Source organism: Phenylobacterium sp. (assembly GCF_036563285.1).
Taxonomy (GTDB): Bacteria; Pseudomonadota; Alphaproteobacteria; order Caulobacterales; family Caulobacteraceae; genus Phenylobacterium.
This window is the reverse complement of record NZ_DATCMR010000011.1, coordinates 184,553-205,414: the sequence shown is the minus strand read 5'-3', so window position 1 is coordinate 205,414 and position 20,862 is coordinate 184,553. Positions and strand designations below refer to the sequence as shown.

Sequence of the window (20,862 nt, the reverse complement as noted above, 5' to 3'; positions counted from 1 at the left end):
ATGCCGAAGGCGGTTGGCCCGAAGGCGGTCGTTTGGGATTTCGGCAACGTCATCGTGCGCTGGGACCCGCGCACGCTCTATTCGAAGATCTTCTCCGACCCGGCCGAGCGCGACCGCTTCCTGTCGGACGTCTGCACGCTGGAATGGCATGCCGCGCATGACGCCGGCGTGCCTTTCGCCGAGAACCGCGCCCCGCTCCTGAAGGCATTCCCACAGTACGAGGCCCAGATCCTGGCCTGGGAGCAGCGCTGGGGCGAGATGTTCACCGGGGCGATCGCCGAGACCGAGGCGGCCATGCACGAGCTGGCTGTGCGCGGCGTGCCGCAGTTCGGCCTTTCCAACATCTCCCACGAGACGCTGGCCTCGACAAAGGCGATCAGCCCGGCCTTCGCGCACCTGCGGGACGTGGTGGCGTCGGGCGAGGTGAAGCTGATGAAGCCGGATCCGGCGATCTTCCGCCTCGCCTGCGAGCGGTTCGGCTATGCGCCCGCCGACCTGCTCTTCTTCGACGACGGCCTGAAGAACATCGAGGCCGCCCGCGCCGAGGGTTGGGACGTCCACCACGTCACTGATCCGGCGACGATCCGACCGGCGCTCGAGGCCCGGGGGCTGCTCTAGCCGGCAGCGAGGGCCTGCTCGGGGGGCGGCAGCGGCCCGATGAGGTTGCGGCCGGCGCGCTTGGCGTCATAGGCGGCTTCGTCGGCGCGTCGCATGAGGCTCTGCAGCGGCTCTCCGGCGCTCAGTTCCGCGATCCCGCCGCTGACGGTGACCCGCGGCAGCCCGTTCTCGCCGGGCTGGGCGCAGGCGCTGCGCACGCCCTCTGCCAGCAGGCGCGCGCCGGCCAGATCGGTGGCGGGCAGCAGGACCACGAATTCCTCGCCGCCGGCCCGGCCGATCACGGCGTCCGGCGGCGCAACCTGGCGCAGGCGCTGCGCGAAACGTTCGATCACCGCGTCACCGACTGAGTGGCCGAGGGTGTCGTTGACCCGCTTGAAATGGTCGAGGTCGAAGACGACGGCAGCCAGCGGGAGGCGCGAGCTCTCGGCGCGACGAAGCGCCAGGTGGGCAAGCCGGTCGAAACCCCGGCGATTGAGGAGCTGCGACAGGGGATCGGTCTCCGCACTCTGGCGAAGGTCGCCGATCGTCTTCTGCGCCACGATCAGCAGCAGGATCAGGCCCGCCGCCAGCATCAGGATGCCGGTGCTCGCCTGGGAGACCAGGGCGTAGCGAGTGGTGATGTAGGCGCCCAGGCTCGCGCCCGAGCCCAGCGCCACCAGCAGGAAGGGCTTGGTCAGGAAGTTCAGCGCCAGCGTCGCGAAGACAGCCATGAGCGCCAGGTTCAGGGGCCGCCGGGGCCCCGCCCGATAGACCGCGGCCACGGCCAGCAGCGCTGCCACGCAGAACGGGATCTGGTAGGAAAAGCCATAGGCTAGGCTGTCTCGCGGCAGGGTCCAGGTGAAGGCCCGCAGCGACAGGCCCATCCAGATCAGGGTCAACAGCACGTCGAAGCGGGCCTTCTCGCCATGGTAGGCGCCGAAGGCGAAGGAGATGGAGAGGGTTGCGGCAAGGAAGGCGCCGTAACTGACCCATTCGAACACCGCCGGCTGGCCGGAGGTGGCGACCAGGAACTCGGCCGCCGGCGACAACATGCCCAGCACGTAGCAGAGGCTGAAGCCCAGCGCGCGGCGCTGACCCGGGTTGGTGATCGCGAGCAAGGCGTAGCCGGCCGCGAACATGCCCGCGACAGCCACGTTGATCGCAAGAACCCCCTCGGCCCCGTTCATCCGCCGCCCTACGTCTCCGGGCCCACAGCCCGCAGCCCAAAGGATCGCAGGGGCGCGTGTAGGGCGGCTGAAGATTTAAGGTTACCAAATCCTCAGTTACGCCGTTCTTCAGTAGGGGCCGCCGCGGACCAGCTCGAAGAACTCCTGGCGCGTCCGCGGGTCGTCGCGGACTTCGCCCAGCAGGTGGCTGGTGGTCAGGCGCGAGCCGGGGGTGTTGACGCCGCGCATGGTCATGCAGCTGTGCTCGGAGACCAGCACCACGCCGACCCCCTTGGGGTCGAGGATGTCCTGGATGGCGCCGGCGATCTCGGCGGTGAGCTTCTCCTGGATCTGCAGCCGGCGTGCGAAGCCGTTCACCACCCGCGCCAGCTTGGAGATGCCGACCACCCGGTTGCGCGGCAGGTAGCCCACGTGCGCCTTGCCCAGGAACGGCAGCATGTGGTGCTCGCAGAAGCTGACCACCCGGATGTCCTTCAGGATCACCAGCTCGTCGTAGCCGCCCACCTCCTCGAAGGTGCGCTCCAGGTACTCGCGCGGATCCACCTCGTAGCCGCCGAACAGCTCCTTGTAGGCCTTGGCGACCCGCTTCGGCGTCTCGAGCAGGCCCTCGCGGTCGGGGTCGTCGCCGGCCCACTCGATGAGCGTGCGGACGGCGGCTTCCGCGTCCTCCCGGGTCGGCCTGGTCTTCGCTGAATCCGCCATCAAGGGCCCTCCGCGTCGATGCGTCTCAACGGCTGGCATCCAGCCAAGGTTCATGCTCTGGATGACAGGTGGGGCCCCGATCAGTAGGGTCCGCCGCTTCCCGTTCCCTACGACCTGCGAGAGCCTTTTTCCATGGCCGACGACGCCTCCGCCCATCCCGACGTCCTGAACGCCACGGCCCAGGGCCAGATCAAGAGCATCATCGAGCGCGTCGAGCGCCTCGAGCAGGAGAAGTCCGAGATCGCCGAGCAGATCAAGGAGGTCTTTGCCGAGGCCAAGGGCAACGGCTTCGACGTCAAGGTGCTGCGCAAGGTGATCCGCATCCGCAAGCAGGACCGCGCCAAGCGCATGGAGGAAGAGGCGATCCTCGACCTCTACCTCTCGGCGATCGGAGAGATTTGAAGCGGTCCCAACCCGACCCTAAGGCGCAGGCCAAGCGGGCCGCGCTGAACGCGCTGAAGCGCGCCCGCCGCATGGCCGAGCGCGCGGGCGTGAAGCTCTCCGACTGGGAGGGCGAGTTCCTCGGCTCCGTGAGCGAGCGGGTGAAGACCTACGGCCGCGCCTTCGGCGACCCGGAGAAGGGCGCCCCCGGCCAGGCGCTGTCGGCCCTGCAGGCGGTGAAGCTCAAGGAGATCGCCGCCAAGGCCAAGGGCGAGAAAAGAGAGCTGAAGCGGAAGCCGATGCGGCGGAAGCCGAAGGGCTGACGAGCTTCTTTGTTCATGTTTTGTTCTTAATAGTGAAGCTCGACGGCTATATGCTGTTCGAGCGTCGATCCCTGCGCCGCCACTCGCCCTGAGGCGAACAAGGCCGCAGCAGCAAAGAGCCACGCAACTCCCCAGTCCCACCGCCGCAGCGGCCGCGCCGCTGCGCAAGCCCGCTTCTGTGCAGCGCGGGTCAGCCCCTGAAGGAGAGCTTGCATGGCCTATGGCCAGATCGATCCCGCACGCCTGCATGGCGAGGCCTTGCGCCGCTGGTACGAACGAAGCCCAGCAGAGTTGGAAGCGGCGCGCGAAACGAGCGCTGCGAAGCGACATGCGAAATTTTTCGACCAACTACCTCACGAAGAGCCCGACGAGCGGTCGGCGAGTCCGACAGGCAGGAGCCAGGCTCGCGTCGACGGCCCCTCACCGGCATCGCTAAATATGTATCAGCCGGCCGCCGCCTCCCCTTCGCCCGGCTTTTGGGACTACTGGTCGTTCCGCGGCTGCCGTAGCTGCCATGGCTACACTCCGAAGACGCTGCCACCCGTCGGAGGACATTCCCCTTTTCGACGGGACAATAGCGTCCATCGAGGGGACGCAGGCCGACCGAGACCCCGCCGAAGCCTGGGGACGACAGCCTCACTGCGAACAGCAACGGGCTTCAGACACCCGGATCTGCGGCCAGCAGCCTACCCAGCGCGCGATCAGAGTTCTCCCGCGACCCACGGCATGATGTTTTTGCCGACGTCGCGGGAGAACGAAAAATTTCTTACGTCCGCACCTGTGGCGTCGTCCCCGAATTCCAGAGCTGATTGAGGCAGCAAAAGAGTGAGGCTGAAGTCACGTTCGTCCGGGCGTGGCAGGTAGAGCTGGCCGACATTGTCATCCAAGCTGAACTCCAGGTCCGGCGCGAAGGGTTGCAGCCGAATGCGTATCCCTCGATCTCGAAGGGGCGCCGGAGCAACTATTCGACCTTGCACGTTAAGGCTTCGAACATACATCAAGCCACCCTGAAACCGGTACTCGAGGGGGATCGCGTCAGAACTCAAACCCACGTGAAGGGTGCCGTCCCACGTGTCGATCTCAATCAGATAGCCTCCATCGAAGAAGCCGGGATCGCGCGCCGCATTCCGATCGTCGCTGGGGGTCATCGCCGTTTACCTACAAGGTAACAGGCGCTTCGTACTCATTTTGTTCAGGGCCGACAATGCGGCTGTAACGGCGCGTTGAGGTCGCTGCCAATCCTACTGGCTTGATGCGACAGCGTTCGGCTGAGCACCGGCAGCGTTCACCACCTCTTCCAGCCCCTGCTCCTTCACCTTCCTGTAGAGCGTGGAGCGGCCGATGCCGAGCCTACGGGCGACCTCGCTCATGTGTCCGGCGTAGATGCCGATGGCGAGTTGGATGAGGTCGCGTTCGATCTCCTCAAGCGTGCGCAGATGGCCGCGCGCGTCGAGGATGCGCACGGGGGCATCCTTCGGCATCTCGGCCATGAGCTGCTCGGCGGTCGGCAGGGACGCAGGCATGGCCAGCGGCGCGGCCGGCGCGGCCTGCGCCTCCGGGGGAGGAGCGGCCACGCCCGAGATGGCCGGGAAGTCGTGCGGCTGCAGGTAGGGGGCGTCGGCGAGCACGATGGCGCGGTAGACTGCGTTCTCCAGTTGGCGGACGTTGCCGGGCCAGTCGAAGGCGGTCAGGAACGCCATCGTCTCCGGGCTCGCGCCCACCACGGACTTGCCTTCCTCCACGTTGAACCGGCGAATGAAGTGGTCGACGAGGGCCGCGACGTCCTCTTTGCGCTCGCGCAGGGCCGGCGCCTCCACGGGGAAGACGTTCAGGCGGTAGAACAGGTCCTCGCGGAAGCGGCCCTCGGCCACCGCCTGGCTGAGGTCGCGGTTGGTGGCCGAGACGATGCGCACGTCCACCTTGATGGAGCGCTTCGAGCCGATGGGGTCGATCTCGCTCTCCTGCAGCGCGCGCAGCAGCTTTACCTGGATGTCGAGCGGCAGCTCGCCGACCTCGTCGAGGAACAGGGTGCCGCCGTTGGCCTCCTGGAACTTGCCCAGGTGCTTGTCGGAGGCGCCGGTGAAGCTGCCCTTCTCGTGGCCGAACAGGATCGACTCCACGAGGTTCTCGGGGATGGCGCCGCAGTTCACGGCCACGAACGGCTTGCCGGCGCGCTCCGAGGAGCCGTGCACGGCGCGGGCGATGACCTCCTTGCCGACGCCGCTTTCGCCGGTGATCAGGATCGGGATCGAGGACTTGGCCGCCCGCTCGCCCATGCGCTTGACCATGGTCATGGCCGGCGAGGAGCCGATCAGGTCGTCGAAGGTGGTCCGACCCGACTGGTGTTTCTTCAGTCGGTCGACCTCGCCCTTGAGCGCGCCCATGGAGAGCGCATTGCGGATCGAGACGATGATCCGTTCGGGCGCGGCGGGCTTGACGAAGAAGTCCATGGCGCCGGCCTGCATGGCCTGGACGATGGTCTCGACGCCGCCGGTGGCGGTGACCACGATGACGGGCTGGTTGAAGCCGCGGGCGCGCATCTCGGCGAGCGTCTCCTGGCCGGAGATGCCGGGCATCACCAGGTCGAGGAGCACCACGTCGGCCGGCGCGCCGGAGCCAAGACGCTTGATCGCGTCGTCGCCGCTCTCGGCATGCGCCACGTCGAAGCCTTCACGCTCCAGGACAGCCTGGATCAGGCGACGTTGCGTAGGATCGTCATCGACGACAAGGACCGTCTTGGCCATTTGAAAACACCCACCTGCATCGGACGCTCGTCTCGTTGGACGAGGCTCTTATTGGCCCGAATTGGTACAGGGGCGGGGTAAAGGCCGGGTTTCGGAGACCTGAGTCAGGGGTTAACGGCGACGGCGGCCGGCTCCGGCGTTTCCACCGTCTGGACGGCGCCGGCCCCGCTCGTGGCTTCGACCGACGGCTCCGGCGCCGCAGGGGCTGTGTCGGCCGCCGGGATGGCGGCGGCCTCGGCGGCCTGCGCAAGCGGTGCGGCCTCGACCACAGCCGGGCCGGCGGCCGTCGTGGTGACCGGCGCAGTCTCCTCGCCATCGACGCAGTTGCGGGTCAGGCCGCGCAGGAAGCCCCGGCGGGCCCAGCCGGCCATCACCGCCTGCTGCAGGGCGCTCTCCTTGCGGCCGGCGCCGGTGACGAAGCGGATGATGTCCTTGTGCGGGATGGCGCCGCGGATGGCGCGGGTGACCAGCTTAGCGGCCTGGTTGGTCTTCGGCGGGGGCTCGTTGGCGTCAGGCCCCAAGGTCTCGTTCAACGCCGCGAGCTCGGCCGTCGCCGCGGCGCAGACGTCGCCGACCGGCGCGGCATAGGGATCGGCCTTCGCCTGCTTGAGGACGTCGGGCACCTCCGGGCCCCAGAGGCCCAGGCCGGACGGCTCGCCGACGCGGACCGGTCCGGCCCAGGCGCTCAGCGGGCAGGCCACCGCGCCTGCGGCGAGGAGGCTCGCGGCGAGCTTGGCGGTGGGACGGCGCATCCAGGGTCATCTCCGGTCTAAGCCGGAGGGATAAATCCCCCACAAGCCGTAAGGGTTCATGGCGAAGGCCTATCAAAAGCGAACAAAAACCGCGCTTCCCGAGTTGGAGAGGCGGCCAAGGGGGCTCTGACACCGGTGACCGACTGAGGAGAAACCCTGATATGCGTAACTTCATGCGAACGGCCCTGCTGGCCGGTTCTGCCTTCGCCTTGACGGCCGGCGCCGCCGCCGCCCAGGGCTGGATGCCGATGGAACAGCGCCACCAACGGCTGGAACAACGGATCGAGACCGGCGTGCAGAGCGGGCAGCTGACGCGCCGCGAAGCCGTGCGGCTGCGCACCGAGTTCGATGCGCTGCTGCGACTGGAAGACCGCTACATGGCGAATGGCCTGTCCAACTGGGAGCGCTCAGACCTCGACCAGCGCTATGACGCCCTTTCCGCCCAGATCCGGGTGTCACGGCGCGACGACGACCGCCGCGACTACGCCCGCAACGACGACTGGGGCCGCTGGTACGGCGGCGCCAACTGGCGCGACGAACGTGGCCAATGGGTGTCGCTCGACCGTCGTCGGGCGCAGCTCGAGCGCCGCATCAACCAGGGCCTGCGCAACGGCCAGCTCACGGCCTCGGAGGCCGCCCGCCTGCGGGCCGACTTCAACGGCCTGATGCGCGTCGAAGCCCGCTATCGCCGCAACGGCTTCACGCCCGCGGAGATGGCCGACCTCGACCGCCGCTTCGATACGCTGGCGCAGATGATCCGCTTCGAGCGGAACGACCGCGACCGGACCTACGGCTACAACAACTACCGCCGCTAAGCGGTGACCCGCACCTCGGGGGCGCCTTCCAGAAGGCGCCCCACCGCCGCCGCGTGGTCGAACCCGCGGCGGCGGACGAGGTCCAGAACCGAGTCGGCCGTCTCCGGAGCACAGGCGATCAGCAGGCCGCCGCTGGTCTGAGGGTCGGTGAGCAGGTCGCGCCTCCAGTCTTCCAGCCCCTCGCGCAGACGCACCGCGTCGCCATAGCTGGCCCAGTTGCGTCCTGACGCCCCGGTCCGCACCCCCGCGCGCGCCAGCGTCTCGACACCGGGCAGGAGCGGCGGCTTTTCGGTGATCGCCGCCGACAGCCGCGCGCCGCGGCACATCTCCAGCGCATGGCCCAGCAGGCCGAAGCCGGTCACGTCGGTGACCGCGTGCACGCCCGGCGTCTGCGCCAGCTCGGCGCCCACGGCGTTCAGCTGGGTCGTCGAGGCGATCAGCGCCGCATAGCCCTCGCTCGACAGCCGCTCCTGCTTGAACGCCGCGGAGAGCACGCCCACGCCCAGCGCCTTGGTGAGGATCAGCACGTCGCCGGCGCGCGCCGTGCGGTTGGTCAGCACCCGGTCCGGGTGGACGAGGCCCAGCGCCACCAGCCCGTAGATCGGCTCGACACTGTCTATGGAATGGCCGCCGGCCACCGGCACCCCGGCCGCCGCGCAGACTGAGGCTCCGCCCTCGAGGATTCTGCCGATGGTCTCTGTGGATAGCTGCCCCACTGGCATCCCGACGATGGCCAGCGCCAGGATGGGCGCGCCGCCCATGGCGTAGACGTCCGACAAGGCGTTGGTCGCCGCGATCCGGCCGAAGTCGTAGGGATCGTCGACGACTGGCATGAAGAAGTCGGTGGTGGCCACCAGCGCCTGCTGGTCATTCAGCCGCCAGACCGCCGCGTCGTCCGAGGTCTCGGTGCCCACCAGCAGGTTCGGGAAGGCCGCCGCGGCCGGCATCGACTTCAGGATGTCCTGCAGGACCGAAGGCGCCAGCTTGCAGCCGCAGCCGCCGCCGTGGGCCAGCGAGGTCAGGCGGACGGGCGCAGGAGTGGGGCTTGGGTCGGCGAGGCTCATGGGGTCACTATAGGGCATGGGGATCGAGATCATCGAGCGGGCGGACGCGGCGAGCCTGGCGCCGTTCGATATGATCATCGACGTCCGCAGCCCCTCCGAGTTTGCCGAGGACCATGTCCCGGGCGCGGTGAACCTGCCGGTGCTCGAGGACGCCGAGCGCGCCCAGGTGGGGACCATCTACGTCCAGGAGTCGCGCTTCCGGGCCCGGCGCATCGGGGCGGCGCTGATCGCCCGCAACGTGGCGCGGCACCTGGAGACGGCGCTGGCGGACAAGCCCGGCTCCTTCCGGCCGCTGGTCTACTGCTGGCGCGGCGGACAGCGCTCCAACGCCATGGCGACGATCCTGTCCCAGGTGGGCTGGCGCACCGGCGTGCTCGCCGGGGGCTACCGCACCTACAGGCGCCACGTGCAGCACCGGCTGTACGAGGGAGGGTTCGCGGGACAGGTGGTCCTGCTCGACGGCGGCACAGGCTGCGGCAAGACCGAGCTGCTGGAGCTGCTCTCGCAGAAAGGCGTCCAGACCCTCGACCTGGAAGGCCTCGCCGGCCACCGCGGCTCTCTGTTCGGCGGCCTCGGCCGCGCCCAGCCCAGCCAGAAGATGTTCGAGAGCCGGCTGCTGGCCGCGCTCGATGGACTCGATCCCACGCGGTCGGTGGTGGTCGAGGCCGAGTCCAGCAAGATCGGCGACCGCATGGTGCCGCCGGCGCTCTGGCAAGCCATGGCCCAGGCCCCGCGGATCGAGGTCTCCGCCCCCCGTGAGGCCCGCGCCCGCTATCTCGTGCAGACCTACCGCGAGATCGTCGAGGACCGCGCCGCCCTGGAAGAAGCCTTCAGGCGCCTGCCGGTCTATCCGGCCCGGAAGCGCCTGGAGAACTGGCGCCGCCTGGCCGACGCCGGCGAGTACGAGACCCTGGCCGAGGCGCTCATCGAGCTGCACTACGACCCCGCCTATGCACGCGCTGCGACGAAGGAAGAGCGGCCCCGTCTCGAACGTGTCCAGCTGCCGGACCTTGCCCCCGCCGCCTTGGCCCGGGCCGCCGACCAGATCGCGCGGAAGATTGATGCCGGGGTGACCGCCGGGCCGTGCTAGGGACGCGGTCATGAAGACACACAAGGGCACGATCACCCCGAACCGCCGCGACCTCTCCGATCCGCGGTCCTCGCGCCCGTCGTCGCCGACGCCCCGCGCGCCCCTGCTGAACGACCGCCGCAGCACCCGCTAGGGAGACCGCCATGGCCAAGGGTCAGAAACGTTCGAACAAGGAAACCCGCAAGCCGAAGCAGGAGAAGGCCAAGCCGGCCGAGTCCGTCTCGGTCCTACACGTCGAGCGCAAGAAATAGCCGGGCGCTTGCGGCGGGCGCCGTCCCGCGCCTAACTGACGCCCAAGGCCGAGCTGAACGGCCGGGGAGGGCGGACGATGAAGGTCATGAAGCTTGCGCTGGCGCTCGCGCTGGCGGCGGGGATCGGCTCGTGCGGCAAGCCGTCCGGGCCCGGCGCGGTGGACGCCGAGCGGCTGGCCGCGGCCGACCAGAACGCCGAGTGGCTCTCCTATGGCAAGGGCTACTCCGAGCAGCGCTACTCGCCGCTGGAGCAGGTCACCACGGCCAACGTGGGCCAGCTGGGGCTCGCCTGGTACGCCCAGTTCGACACCGACCGCGGCCAGGAGGCGACGCCGCTGATGGTCGACGGCGTGCTCTATACCACCACCGCCTGGTCCAAGGTGTTCGCCTTCGACGCGGCGACCGGCAAGCTGAAGTGGTCCTATGACCCGCAGGTCGCCGGCGCGAAGGGGTTCGACGCCTGCTGCGATGTGGTCAACCGCGGCGTCGCCGTCTGGAAGGGCCGCGTCTTCGTCGGCACCATCGACGGGCGGCTGATCGGGCTCGACGCCAAGGACGGCAAGGTCCTTTGGCAGACCCAGACCACGGACAAGTCGCGCCCCTACACGATCACCGGTGCGCCCAGGGTCGTCAAGGACAAGGTGCTGATCGGCAACGGCGGCGCCGAATACGGCGTGCGCGGCTACCTGTCGGCCTACGACGCCGGGACCGGCAAGCTGCTCTGGCGCTTCTTCACCACGCCCAATCCCACCGGCGCGGCTGACAACGCGGCCTCCGACAAGGTCATGCGCGAGCGCGGCGCGTCCACCTGGGGCGACGGCGAGTGGAAGAAGACCGGCGGCGGCGGGACGGTCTGGGATTCCATGGCCTACGATCCCACCCTCGACCTGCTTTTCTTCGGGGTCGGCAACGGCACGCCGTGGAACCACCAGCGCCGCTCCGGCGGGGTGGGCGACAACCTGTTCCTTTCGTCGATCGTGGCCGTGAAGCCCGACACCGGCGAGTACGTCTGGCACTACCAGACCACCCCGGCGGAGAGCTGGGACTACACGGCCACCCAGCACATCATGCTGGCCGACCTGAACATCGCAGGCCAGACCCGCAAGGTGGTGATGCAGGCGCCGAAGAACGGCTTCTTCTACGTGCTCGACCGCGCCACCGGGAAGCTGATCAGCGCCAAGCCCTACACCAACATCAGCTGGGCGACGTCGGTCGATCCCGCCACGGGCCGGCCGGTGGAAACGCCCAACGCCCGCTACGGGGCGGGGCCCGCGCTCGCGGTTCCGGGTCCGCTTGGGGCCCACAACTGGCAGCCGATGGCGTTCAACGCCAAGACGGGCCTGGTCTATATCCCGACCAACGTCACCCCCTTCGCCTACACGGACGACCGCGGGTTCTCGTACAAGCCCGGCGCGTGGAACGTCGGCGTCGACTTCCTGGCCAACGCGCTCCCGACGGACGCGGCGACGCAGAAGGCTGTGGCCTCGATGATCAAGGGCCAGCTGGTGGCCTGGGACCCGGTGCAGCAGAAGGCGGTCTGGACGGTCGACCACCCCTACTTCTGGAACGCCGGCGTGCTCTCCACCGCGGGCGGCCTGGTGTTCCAGGGCAACGCCCAGGGCGAACTGGCCGCCTACGACGCCGCGAAGGGTGCGAAACTGTGGACCTACAAGGCCGGCAACGGGGTGATCGCCGCGCCGATGACCTACCAGCTGAACAACGAGCAGTACGTGGCGGTGATGGTCGGTGTCGGCGGCGGCGGTCAGATCTCGGCGCCAGGCTTCATGCCGAACCGGCCCAGGCTGCCGGGCCGGCTGCTGGTGTTCAAGCTGGGCGGCAAGGCGACCGCGCCGGAGTTCAAGGTCCCGGTGCGTCCGGCGGCGGACCTGACCAACGTCAATTCCACGGGGGACGTGCAGCGCGGCTTCGCGCTCTTCCACCAGAACTGCCAGGTCTGCCACGGGCCGAACGCGGAGGGCTCGTGGCTGCCCAACCTGAAGGCCTCGCCGATGCTGACGACGCCGGAGGACTGGCGCTCGGTGGTGATCGAGGGCGCGCTCGCGCCTCGCGGCATGGCCAGCTTCGCGCGGTTCATGACGCCGCAGGACGCCGAGGACGTGCGAGCCTTCGTGATCTCGGTCGCCAAGGCGCCGGCCGCGGCCCCGGAAGCGCCGACCGGCGCAAGGGCGGCGCCGGCGGCGAAGTAGCTAGGGCAGCACCGCCGCGAACTGCTCGGCGATCCAGTCGGCCTGGGCCTCGGTGAGGATCAGGGGCGGGGCGATGCGGATGGTGTGGTCGTGGGTCTCCTTGGCGAGGAGGCCGCGCGACTGCAGGGCCTCGCATACCGGGCGGGCGCCGCCGGCTTCGGGGTGCAGCTCGACGGCCAGCATCAGGCCCCGGCCGCGGACGTCCTTCACCGAAGGCGCCTTGATGCCGGCGAGCGAGGCCTTGAGGCGGTCGCCGATGCGGGCGGCGTTGTCGATCATGCCTTCCTCGACCAGGACCCGCACGGCGGCGCGGGCCACGGCGCAGGCCAGCGGATTGCCGCCGAAGGTGGAGCCGTGCTCGCCGGGATGCAGCACGCCCATGACCTCGGAGTTCGAGAGGACCGCTGAGACTGGATAGAAGCCGCCGGAGAGCGCCTTGCCGATCAGGGTCAGGTCGGCCTCGACGCCTTCGTGCTCCTCGGCCAGCAGCTTGCCGGTGCGGCCGAGGCCGGTCTGGATCTCGTCGAGGATCAGGATGACCTTGTGCTTCGTGCAGAGCTCGCGCGCCCGCTTCAGGTACCCGGCCGGCGGGATGATCACCCCGGCCTCGCCCTGGATGGGCTCGACAAGGAAGGCGACGGTGTTGGGTCCGATCACCTGCTCGAGGGCGTCGGCATCGCCGTAGGGGACCACCTTGAAGCCCGGCGCGAAGGGGCCGAAGCCGCCGCGCGAACCCGGGTCGGTGGAGAAGCCCACGATGGCGACGGTGCGGCCATGGAAGTTGTCGGCTGCCACGATGATCTCCGCCTGATCCTCGGGCACGCCCTTGACCTCGTAGCCCCACTTCCGCGCCACCTTGATGGCGCTCTCCACCGCCTCCGCGCCCGAGTTCATCGGCAGGACCTTGGTGGAGTTGGTGAGCGCGCAGAGCTCTTCGTAGAAGTGGCCGAGCTGGTCGTTGCGGAACGCCCGCGACGTGAGCGTCAGGCGCTTCGCCTGCTCGGTCATGGCCTCGAGGATCTTCGGGTGGCAGTGACCCTGGTTCACGGCGGAATAGGCGGACAGGCAGTCAAGGTAGCGCCGGCCTTCCACGTCCCAGACGTAGACGCCTTCGCCGCGGGTCAGGACCACGTCGAGGGGCTTGTAGTTCTTCGCGCCGTAGAGCGCCTCGAGCTCGATCAGCTCCTGGGTGCGGCTGCGGCGAAGGGCGATGTCGTTCATGGGGCTACTCGGCGGCGAGGGTTGCGGCGGAAGGGACGCTGGTGCGGTCGAGGCGCAGGGTCATGCAGTAGGCCGCGCCTCCGGAGAGCATGAAGGGGGAGAGGTCGATCTCGACGAGGTCGTAGCCGTGGGCCCGCAGCTTGGCCTTCAAACTGGCAGGCGCGCGGGCCATGACGACCTTGTGGCCGAGGTTCACGGCGTTGACGCAGAAGGCCTGGGCCTCCTCGTCGGTGGCCTCGACGCGGTGGTGCGGGGCCACGCGGGCGTGGATTGCGGCCAGGCCCGCTTCGGTGAAGGCGGGCGGGTAGTAGAGCACCTCGCCGCCTGACAGCGGGCAGAAGCAGGTGTCCAGGTGGTAGTAGCGGTCGGTGGCCAGCTGCAGGGGCACGACCTCCTGGCCGAAGACACCCTGGATGATGGCCAGCGCGCCGCGGCTGGAGCGGGGGCCGTAGCCGGCCCAGAAGAGCTGGCGGCCGAGGTCCCAGATGCAGTCGCCGGCGCCTTCCTGGAAGAGGCCTTCGGGCAGGTCGATGATGTCCTGGACGATGCCGCGCTTCTTCAGGCGGCTGAAGACGGAGCGGAAGATCGCCTCCTCGCCCTGGCGCTCGGGGCAGCGGAAGCGGGCGAGCAGGACGCGGCCGTCGAGGACGATGGCGGCGTTGGCGGGGAAGACGAGGTCGGGGAGGTCGCGGACCGCGCCTATAGTCTCCACTTGGGCTCCACAGTCCTTGAGGGCTTGCTTTAGATCGGCGGAGGCGGAGCGGGCTTCGGCGAGGCAGGCCTTGGGGTCCTGCTTCCAGGCGCGGGGCTGCATCCACGGGTTGATCTGGTAGCAGACCTCGAAGTGGTCGGGGTCGGTCATGAGGAAGAAGGGGCGGGCGCTCATGGAGATGAGTCTCTCCCGCGGCTCCGCTAGCGAATAGCAGTAAAGCTGCTACTATCTGCGGGAAATGATGGCAGTTTGCGCAGATGAATTGGCGAATCTGATGGATGATCTGGACCGAAGCCTGGTGGCGCTGCTCCGGGCTGATTCGCGGCAGTCGGCGGCGGGGCTGGCGGCCAAGCTGAAGGTCTCGCGGGGTACGGTGCAGAACCGGATGGACCGGCTGCTGGCGCGCGGCGTGATCCAGGGCTTCACGATCAAGACCCGGCCGGAACTGGAGGCCCAGCGGGTGCGGGCGATCATGTGCATCGCCATCGACGGCGAGCGGTCGCAGGCCGTGACCAGGGCGCTCGCCGGCTTCCCGGAGGTGGAGGCGATCCACACCACCAACGGCCGCTGGGACCTGGTCGCCGAGCTCGACACCGGCAGCCTGGCGGAGTTCAGCGCCGCCCTGGACCGCATCCGCACCATCGAGGGCATAGCCTCGACCGAGACCTCGATCCTGCTGGCCACCCAGAAGATGTGACGGCGGCGGCCCGGAGCGTTAAACCGCCCGCCATGAACGCTCCCTTCGCGACCGAGACCCTGCCCGAGTGGCGGCTGGACGACCTCTATTCCGGACGTGACGACCCGCGGATCGAAGCCGACCTGCAGAAGGCGGCGGAGATCACCCGCACGCTGGGCGAGCTGAAGGACCAGTTGATCGCGGCCCGGGCACAGCCGGCGCTGCTGGGCGAGCGGCTGGACCGGGGGATCGCACTCTACGAGGAGGCGACCAACGCCCTCTATGGCGTCGGGGCCTACGGGGCCCTGGCCGGGTCGACCGCGCGGGACGATCCCGCCTGGGGCAAGTTCGAGGCCGACCTGCGCGCCCGCTCGTCCCAGATCGCGGCCGAGAGCCTGTTCTTCACCCTGGAGATCAACCAGCTGGAGGACGCCGAGGTGGAGGCCGCGCTGGCCGCGCATACGCCGGCGGCCCGCTGGCGGCCGTGGATCCGGCGGGTGCGGCTCTCGCGGCCGCACGAGCTGTCGCCGGACCTGGAGCGCCTGCTGGTGGACCGGGGGCCGGCGGTCGCCAACTGGAGCCGGCTCTCCGAGGAGACGCTGGCCAAGCTGACCGCCACTGTGGGCGGCGAGACGCTGACGCTGTCGGAGGCCTTAAACCGGCTCTCCGACCACGAGCGCACGAAACGGCGAGAGGCGGCGCTGGGGCTCGGCGAGGCGCTGGAAGCGCGGAGCGACACCCTGGCGCTGTGCCTCAACACGCTCGCCTTCGAGAAGCAGGTGGAGGACCGCTGGCGGAAGTACCCGGACCCGGCCGCCTCCCGGCACCTGGCCAATGAGGTGGACGCCGACGCGGTCGAGGCGCTGGAGGCCGCGGTGGTGGAGGCCTATCCGGCGGTCAGCCACCGCTATTACCGACTGAAAGCCAAGGCGATGGGGCTGGAGGTCCTGGAGCACTGGGACCGCAACGCCCCGCTCGAGACCACCCAGCCGCGCGCCTACGCGTGGGGCGAGGCCCAGGACCTGGTGCTGGAGAGCTTCGCCGCCCTGGCCCCGAAGTTCGCCGACACCGCCCAGACCTTCTTCGCCCAACCCTGGATCGACGCGCGGCCTCGGGCCGGCAAGCAGTCGGGCGCCTATTCGCACCCGGTGGCCGCCGACCGGCACCCCTATGTGTTCATGAACTTCATGGGCGAGCGGCGCGATGTGCTCACCCTGGCCCACGAGCTGGGCCACGCGGTGCACCAGACGCTCTGCGCGCCGCTGGGCACCTTGTTGTCGGACACCCCGCTGACGCTGGCCGAGACCGCCTCGATCTTCGGCGAGGGGCTGGTGTTCGAACGCCTGCTGGCCAACGCCTCGCCGGCTGAGCGCCGCGGACTGCTCGCCGGCCGCATCGAAGACGGGCTCAACACCGTGGTGCGCCAGATCGCCTTCCACCGGTTCGAGCGCCGCTTCCACGCCGCGCGGCTGGCCGGCGAGCTGTCGCCGCAGGAGCTGTCCGGCCTGTGGCTGGAGGTGATGGGCGAGAGTCTCGGGCCCGCGATCCGGCTGGGCGAGGGCTACGAGCACTACTGGGGCTACATCAGCCACTTCGTGCACGCGCCGTTCTACGTCTACGCCTACGCCTTCGGGGACCTCTTGGTGCGCGGGCTGATGGAGGCCAGGCGGGCGGACCCGGAAGGCTTCGCGCCGCTCTACGAGCAGCTCCTGGCCGCCGGCGGCACGAAGACCTACGTCGAGGCGCTGGCCCCCTTCGGCCTCAACCCGCGCGAGAAGGCGTTCTGGGCGGCCGGCATGAAGCAGCTGGAGCGGCTGGTCGACGAGTTCGAGGCGCTGGTCTAGCCCGGCTTGCGCGCGAAGAAGGCCCAGTAGAGATCGGGGCCGGCGCCGGTCTTGAACTGCAGGTCCGACGCCCGCGGCTCGACGAAGCCTGTGCGACGCATCAACTCCAGCCACATGCTCTTCGGGAGCACGCTGTAATGGTTCGGATTGGCCTGGTGGGCGCAGGCGGTGTCGGGCGCGGGCACCTCGACGTAGAGCACGCCGCCGGGCTTCAGCACCCGGTGCATCTCGGCCAGCGTGAAGTAGGGGAAGATGGAGTGCTCCAGGGCGTGGCGGCACCAGACGAGGTGGAAGCTCTCGTCGGGGAAATCGAGGAAGGAGAAGTCCATCTCCACCACATCCAGCCCCTTGCCGCGGCAGACCTCCAGATCCTCGCCCAGCGTGATGCCCACCGGCGCCAAGCCCGCGTCGCGGAAGAGCTCCAGGGCCAGGCCCTGGCCGCAGCCCACGTCGAGCACCTTGGCGCCCGGCGGGAGGCCTGCGGTCTTGAGCAGGTAGGCGGCCATCTCGCGGGTGACCTTGTCATGCAGGTCGAAAGCGGGCTCGGCGTAGATCTCGCCGCGCACCCGCTGCAGGAAGGCGTCCAGGCGCCGGTAGCGCTCGGGGATGCTCATGAGCCGGCGACCTCCACGATCAGGTCCTTCATCTGGCGCGCCGTCTCCGCCCAGGTGAAGCGCGAGAGCGTCTGGGCGCCGCGGCCCCCGCGAAGGCGCGCGTCCTCGCGGTCGGCGTAGGCGCGTTCCAGCGCGTCCACCAGCTCGTCGGGATCGCTTTCGCCCCAGCCTTCGATGTCCCCAACAGGCGCTTCGACGCCCGACAGCGGCCGCTGTATCTGCAGGACGTAGCTGTTGCCGTCCTCGATCAGGTCCAGGTGGCCGGTGTTGCGCGACAGGACGGTGGGCACGCCGCAGGCCATGGCTTCCATGGCCACCAGGTTGGTGCCGCCCTCGCAGCGGTTGGGGAAGACCGCCACGTCCATCTCGCGCAGCACGGCGGGCAGCATGGGGTTCGGGATGACGCCCAGGTCGAGCAGGTTCTGGGGCTTCACGCCGCTGGCCTGCCCCCAGGCCGCCACGTCCAGCCGGCCCCGGGCGGTGAAGGCCACCGGCGCCACGAGGCCGCTCTCATCGAGGGTGCTCGCCACCGCCGGCCATGGGCTGTGCCAGGCGGTCACCAGCAGCGCGTCGGGGCGGCGCTCGGCGAACCTGCGGAAGGCGGCGAGCACGATGTCCTGTCCCTTGCGCCGCTCGAGCTTGCCGCCGGAGAACACCAGGAAGCGTCCGGGGAACATCCCCTGCCGCGCGCCGGGGTGGAACAGGCTGGGGTCCACCCCCTGGATGATCAGCCGGACGTTGCTCAGACCGTAGGCTTCGAGCAGGCGGCGCTGCCAGTCGGAGCCCGCCACCATCACGGGATAGGCCGCTGCCCGCTGCACGGCCTCGGGCGCCAACCGGGTGTCGTTGAAGAAGGTGACACCGATGGTGGGGGAGCCGTGGAGCACCGCGCCATGCATCGTGGGCTCGGGCTCGAAGCGGTGCTCCAGGCAGTGCAGGACCACGGCCCGGGCGCGAGCTTCCCCTTTCAGGGCCTTCAACTGCTCCACGAGCTCGGCCGAACGCTGCGCGAAGGGGGCGAACGCCAGCTTCCGCAAGGGGTCCAGGGCCAGGTGGTTGTCGACGATGGGATAGGCGCAGGCGGCCTCGATCTCGGGATCGTTCGCCCAGGCGAGCGCCAGGTGTTGGCCGTAGACCCCCCAGCCGTAGAAGCTGGAGATGCTCCAGTTGATGATCACCTGCCGGGCCGCCATGCGCCCTCATCGCGCGGGCCCGTGACAAAGATCAAGGCGGAGCGCTGCCGTAGGGACCAACTTGGCCGTCGCGCGTTTGGGCGGCCGAGGGGCGCCGCTGGTCCGAGGTTTGTGGATGACGATGAGTAAGGTGCGGGCAGGACAGAGGAAGTTCCGCTCGGCAGTGCTCGCCCTGGCGGCCGTCCTGGCCTCGGGCGCGCCGGCGGTGCTGGCCCAGCCGGCGGCTCCGGCGCTGGCGCCCCAGGCCGTGCAGCTCAGCCCCGAGCAGCTGATCGCGGCGGCGGACCTGCTGGCCCGCGCCGACGAGCACGGGCTGTCGCCCGCTGCCTACCTCCCCGCACGACTGCGCGAGCCCGGCGCTCTGCCGGGCCCGGAGGACCATGCCGCCGTGGTGGCAGGCCTGCTGCGCTACGCCCGCGATGTCCACGTGGGCCGCATGGACGCCTCCGAGTTCCCGAAGATCTGGCAGCTGCGCCCGGACCCGTATGATCCCACCGGGGAGCTGTCGCGGGCGCTGGCCTCTGGCCGGCTGGAGCCTTGGCTCGAAAGCCTTGCGCCGCGTTATTCCGGATATGCGGCGCTCAAGAAGGGCCTGACGAAGTACCGGCAGATCGCTGCGAACGGCGGCTGGACGGCCATTCCCGAAGGCCCGGACCTGGCGCTGGGCGCCAGCGGCCCGCGCGTGGCGGCGCTGCGCGCCCGGCTGGTCGCGGAGGACCCCGCGGCGCATGGCCCTGCGGTCTTCGACACCAGCCTGCAGCAGGCGGTGGTCCGCGCCCAGAAGCGCTACGGCATGAAGCCGGACGGGATCGTCGGGAAGCCCACCCTGGCGGCGCTGAACGTCCCGGCCGAGCAGCGGGTGCAGCAGATCGTGGCCAACATGGAGCGCTGGCGCTGGATGCCGCAGAAGATGCCGGCGACCCGCGTGCAGGTGAATTCGGGCGCGGCGATCGTCACCCTGTTCCGCGACGACAAGCCGGTGCTGTCGATGAAGGCGGTCTCCGGCAAGCCGGGCGACGAGACGCCGATGCTGGTCTCCGAGATCCACTCGGTGGTGCTGAATCCGCCGTGGAACGTGCCGACCTCGATCGCCAGCGAGGAGCTGTGGCCCAAGGAGCGGAAGAACCCCGGCTACCTGGAGCGCGCCGGCTACCGGGTGATCTCGACCGAGGGCGGCAGCCGGCTGCAGCAGCGGCCCGGGCCGGACAGCGCGCTGGGCCTCTACAAGTTCGACTTCGAGAACCCGTTCGCCGTCTACCTGCACGACACTCCGGCCAAGACCGGGTTCGAGCGGGTCGCGCGCCAGGCCAGCCACGGCTGCGTGCGCATCGAGAAGCCGGCGGAGCTCGCCAGGGCGCTGCTGGCGGGCGACCCGAAGTGGACGCCCGAGGCGATCGCCGACGCCGTGGCCGGCGGCGAGACCCAGCGGGTGCGCTTGCCCTCCGGCGTGCCGGTCTACATCCTGTACTGGACCGCATTCGCAGGCGCCGACGGACAGATGAACTTCCGCACCGACCCCTATGGCTGGGACAAGCTGCTGCTGCAGAAGGTCGGCGCGCTCGGCTCGGGCAAGCAGGTGGTGGCCAGGAACTGATGCTGCGCTGGGCGCTGATCCTGTCGGCGGTCTGCGTCGTGCTGATCGTCGTGATGGCGCTCACGCGCGGCGGCGAGCGGCCCGCGCTCACCCGCGGCGAGCCGCCGCAACAGGCGCCCGCAGCCGAGCAGGCCGCCACGCCTGCAGCCGCCACCGTAGCTGAAGCCAAGGCCGAGACGCCGCCGGCGGCGAAGGTCGAGCCTACGCCGCCGGATCAGCAGGTCGAGGAAGATGCAGCCGCCGTGGGCATGACCACGGTCGAGCCGCCGCCGGCCGAGCCGGCCCCGGAGAGCCCCTAGGAGCCCGACCAGCGGCGCACGCGGCCGGTGTCCACGTGCACGAAGTTGGAATTCGGATAGTAGCCGACACCACCGGCGCTCACGTCGAGGGCCGCCTTGTGCACGTGCTTGAGATCGACGCCCGCAACGCGGATGTCGATGGCCTGGCCGGTCATGTGCAGGCTCTTCTTGGCCACGCCGCTGCTCTTGGAGTTCAGCTTGGCGTTGGTGGCGGGCGAGCGGTAGCCGGAGATGATCCCGTACGGGCGGTTGCTCTCCAGCCGGGTCTGGATTGCGTGCAGCGCGTCGTAGAGCTTGGGGTCGATGAAGTGGGTGTCGCCGGTGCGCCAGTCCCGCATCACCTTGTTCAGGTCCGCGAGCGCATCGGGAAGATAGCGGCCGTTCTCGAAATAAACGTCGTTGAAGCGGTCGCCCGTGTGCAGGTTCTGCAGCGCCGCGCGGCGGGGGCCCGGCGTCGAGGCCCAGCCCACGGCCGGGGTCACGAGACCCGCCAGGAGGGCGCCGCCGCCCAGGCGCAGCGCATCACGACGAGCAATAAGCTTTTGACCCTGCATGCTTTCCCCGACTTGCAAGCTACGGGCCGAAGATGGCGGAGG

Annotated in this window: 23 protein-coding genes; 12 read left to right on the top strand and 11 right to left on the bottom strand. The window is 69.6% G+C overall.

Features of this window, described 5'->3' with window-relative positions; all coding sequences use genetic code 11:
* Entirely contained in the window at positions 1-618 is a 618-nt protein-coding gene (locus tag VIL76_RS11710) for an HAD family phosphatase (RefSeq protein ID WP_332045214.1), read from the top strand.
* Here VIL76_RS11710 and VIL76_RS11705 read toward each other — a convergent pair.
* The gene (locus VIL76_RS11705) at positions 615-1,784 is read right to left on the bottom strand and encodes a GGDEF domain-containing protein (protein ID WP_332045213.1); all 1,170 of its coding nucleotides are present in this window, start codon (positions 1,782-1,784) and stop codon (positions 615-617) included. The genes VIL76_RS11710 and VIL76_RS11705 overlap by 4 nt on opposite strands.
* 108 nt (positions 1,785-1,892) lie before the next feature.
* Positions 1,893-2,486 carry a GTP cyclohydrolase I FolE gene (gene folE / locus VIL76_RS11700; protein WP_332045212.1) on the bottom strand — a complete coding sequence of 198 codons (594 nt, stop codon included), beginning with the start codon at positions 2,484-2,486 and terminating at the stop codon, positions 1,893-1,895.
* Between the two features lie 132 nt (positions 2,487-2,618).
* Here folE and VIL76_RS11695 point away from each other — a divergent pair, with 132 nt between their 5' ends.
* Positions 2,619-2,888 carry a DUF2312 domain-containing protein gene (locus tag VIL76_RS11695; RefSeq protein ID WP_332045211.1) on the top strand — a complete coding sequence of 90 codons (270 nt, stop codon included), beginning with the start codon at positions 2,619-2,621 and terminating at the stop codon, positions 2,886-2,888.
* The gene (locus tag VIL76_RS11690) at positions 2,885-3,190 is read left to right on the top strand and encodes a hypothetical protein (protein ID WP_332045210.1); all 306 of its coding nucleotides are present in this window, start codon (positions 2,885-2,887) and stop codon (positions 3,188-3,190) included. The genes VIL76_RS11695 and VIL76_RS11690 overlap by 4 nt, the downstream gene beginning before the upstream one ends.
* Before the next feature lie 701 nt (positions 3,191-3,891).
* Here VIL76_RS11690 and VIL76_RS11685 read toward each other — a convergent pair.
* From VIL76_RS11685 to VIL76_RS11675, 3 genes are all read right to left on the bottom strand, one after another.
* Positions 3,892-4,338, bottom strand: a complete 447-nt coding sequence (locus VIL76_RS11685) for a hypothetical protein (protein WP_332045209.1) — start codon at positions 4,336-4,338, stop codon at positions 3,892-3,894.
* A 93-nt stretch (positions 4,339-4,431) separates the two neighbouring features.
* Positions 4,432-5,934: a sigma-54 dependent transcriptional regulator gene (locus VIL76_RS11680; protein ID WP_332045208.1), complete on the bottom strand. Its 1,503-nt coding sequence runs from the start codon at positions 5,932-5,934 to the stop codon at positions 4,432-4,434.
* A gap of 104 nt (positions 5,935-6,038) precedes the next feature.
* Positions 6,039-6,686: a hypothetical protein gene (locus VIL76_RS11675; RefSeq protein WP_332045207.1), complete on the bottom strand. Its 648-nt coding sequence runs from the start codon at positions 6,684-6,686 to the stop codon at positions 6,039-6,041.
* A gap of 161 nt (positions 6,687-6,847) precedes the next feature.
* Between VIL76_RS11675 and VIL76_RS11670 the strand changes: the two genes are divergently transcribed.
* Positions 6,848-7,501 (top strand): hypothetical protein, encoded by a 654-nt coding sequence (locus VIL76_RS11670; protein WP_332045206.1) that lies wholly within the window; start codon positions 6,848-6,850, stop codon positions 7,499-7,501.
* Here the strand turns inward: VIL76_RS11670 and selD are convergent.
* The gene (gene selD / locus VIL76_RS11665; protein ID WP_414695443.1) at positions 7,498-8,565 is read right to left on the bottom strand and encodes a selenide, water dikinase SelD; all 1,068 of its coding nucleotides are present in this window, start codon (positions 8,563-8,565) and stop codon (positions 7,498-7,500) included. The two genes, VIL76_RS11670 and selD, sit on opposite strands and share 4 nt — an antisense overlap.
* Before the next feature lie 16 nt (positions 8,566-8,581).
* On the opposite strand from selD, the gene mnmH reads away from it, so the two are divergent.
* From mnmH to VIL76_RS11645, 4 genes are all read left to right on the top strand, one after another.
* The gene (mnmH, locus tag VIL76_RS11660) at positions 8,582-9,655 is read left to right on the top strand and encodes a tRNA 2-selenouridine(34) synthase MnmH (protein ID WP_332045204.1); all 1,074 of its coding nucleotides are present in this window, start codon (positions 8,582-8,584) and stop codon (positions 9,653-9,655) included.
* Positions 9,656-9,665: 10 nt separating this feature from the next.
* A complete protein-coding gene (locus VIL76_RS11655) occupies positions 9,666-9,788 on the top strand; it encodes a hypothetical protein (RefSeq protein WP_332045203.1) in 123 nt (40 codons plus the stop codon).
* A 10-nt stretch (positions 9,789-9,798) separates the two neighbouring features.
* A complete protein-coding gene (locus VIL76_RS11650; protein ID WP_332045202.1) occupies positions 9,799-9,906 on the top strand; it encodes a hypothetical protein in 108 nt (35 codons plus the stop codon).
* A gap of 77 nt (positions 9,907-9,983) precedes the next feature.
* Complete coding sequence (locus tag VIL76_RS11645) at positions 9,984-12,113, top strand: PQQ-dependent dehydrogenase, methanol/ethanol family (protein ID WP_332045201.1); 2,130 nt, start codon at positions 9,984-9,986, stop codon at positions 12,111-12,113.
* On the opposite strand, the gene rocD is transcribed toward VIL76_RS11645, so the two are convergent.
* Both rocD and VIL76_RS11635 read right to left on the bottom strand, forming a co-directional pair.
* Positions 12,114-13,334, bottom strand: coding sequence for an ornithine--oxo-acid transaminase (rocD, locus tag VIL76_RS11640; RefSeq protein ID WP_332045200.1), 1,221 nt, complete (start codon positions 13,332-13,334; stop codon positions 12,114-12,116).
* A 4-nt stretch (positions 13,335-13,338) separates the two neighbouring features.
* Positions 13,339-14,220: a dimethylarginine dimethylaminohydrolase family protein gene (locus VIL76_RS11635; protein ID WP_332045199.1), complete on the bottom strand. Its 882-nt coding sequence runs from the start codon at positions 14,218-14,220 to the stop codon at positions 13,339-13,341.
* A 100-nt stretch (positions 14,221-14,320) separates the two neighbouring features.
* Here VIL76_RS11635 and VIL76_RS11630 point away from each other — a divergent pair, with 100 nt between their 5' ends.
* Positions 14,321-14,743 (top strand): Lrp/AsnC family transcriptional regulator, encoded by a 423-nt coding sequence (locus VIL76_RS11630; RefSeq protein WP_332045198.1) that lies wholly within the window; start codon positions 14,321-14,323, stop codon positions 14,741-14,743.
* Between the two features lie 32 nt (positions 14,744-14,775).
* Positions 14,776-16,566: a M3 family oligoendopeptidase gene (locus VIL76_RS11625; protein WP_332045197.1), complete on the top strand. Its 1,791-nt coding sequence runs from the start codon at positions 14,776-14,778 to the stop codon at positions 16,564-16,566.
* On the opposite strand, the gene VIL76_RS11620 is transcribed toward VIL76_RS11625, so the two are convergent.
* Positions 16,563-17,180, bottom strand: coding sequence for a class I SAM-dependent methyltransferase (locus VIL76_RS11620; RefSeq protein ID WP_332045196.1), 618 nt, complete (start codon positions 17,178-17,180; stop codon positions 16,563-16,565). The genes VIL76_RS11625 and VIL76_RS11620 overlap by 4 nt on opposite strands.
* Positions 17,177-18,373 carry a glycosyltransferase family 4 protein gene (locus VIL76_RS11615; RefSeq protein WP_332045195.1) on the bottom strand — a complete coding sequence of 399 codons (1,197 nt, stop codon included), beginning with the start codon at positions 18,371-18,373 and terminating at the stop codon, positions 17,177-17,179. The genes VIL76_RS11620 and VIL76_RS11615 overlap by 4 nt, the downstream gene beginning before the upstream one ends.
* Before the next feature lie 115 nt (positions 18,374-18,488).
* Between VIL76_RS11615 and VIL76_RS11610 the strand changes: the two genes are divergently transcribed.
* Together VIL76_RS11610 and VIL76_RS11605 are read left to right on the top strand one after the other, a co-directional pair.
* Positions 18,489-19,967: a L,D-transpeptidase family protein gene (locus tag VIL76_RS11610; protein WP_332045194.1), complete on the top strand. Its 1,479-nt coding sequence runs from the start codon at positions 18,489-18,491 to the stop codon at positions 19,965-19,967.
* Positions 19,967-20,266 carry a hypothetical protein gene (locus tag VIL76_RS11605; RefSeq protein ID WP_332045193.1) on the top strand — a complete coding sequence of 100 codons (300 nt, stop codon included), beginning with the start codon at positions 19,967-19,969 and terminating at the stop codon, positions 20,264-20,266. Before VIL76_RS11610 ends, VIL76_RS11605 begins: the two co-directional genes overlap by 1 nt.
* Here the strand turns inward: VIL76_RS11605 and VIL76_RS11600 are convergent.
* Entirely contained in the window at positions 20,263-20,820 is a 558-nt protein-coding gene (locus VIL76_RS11600; protein WP_332045192.1) for a YcbK family protein, read from the bottom strand. The genes VIL76_RS11605 and VIL76_RS11600 overlap by 4 nt on opposite strands.
* Positions 20,821-20,862: the final 42 nt, after the last annotated feature.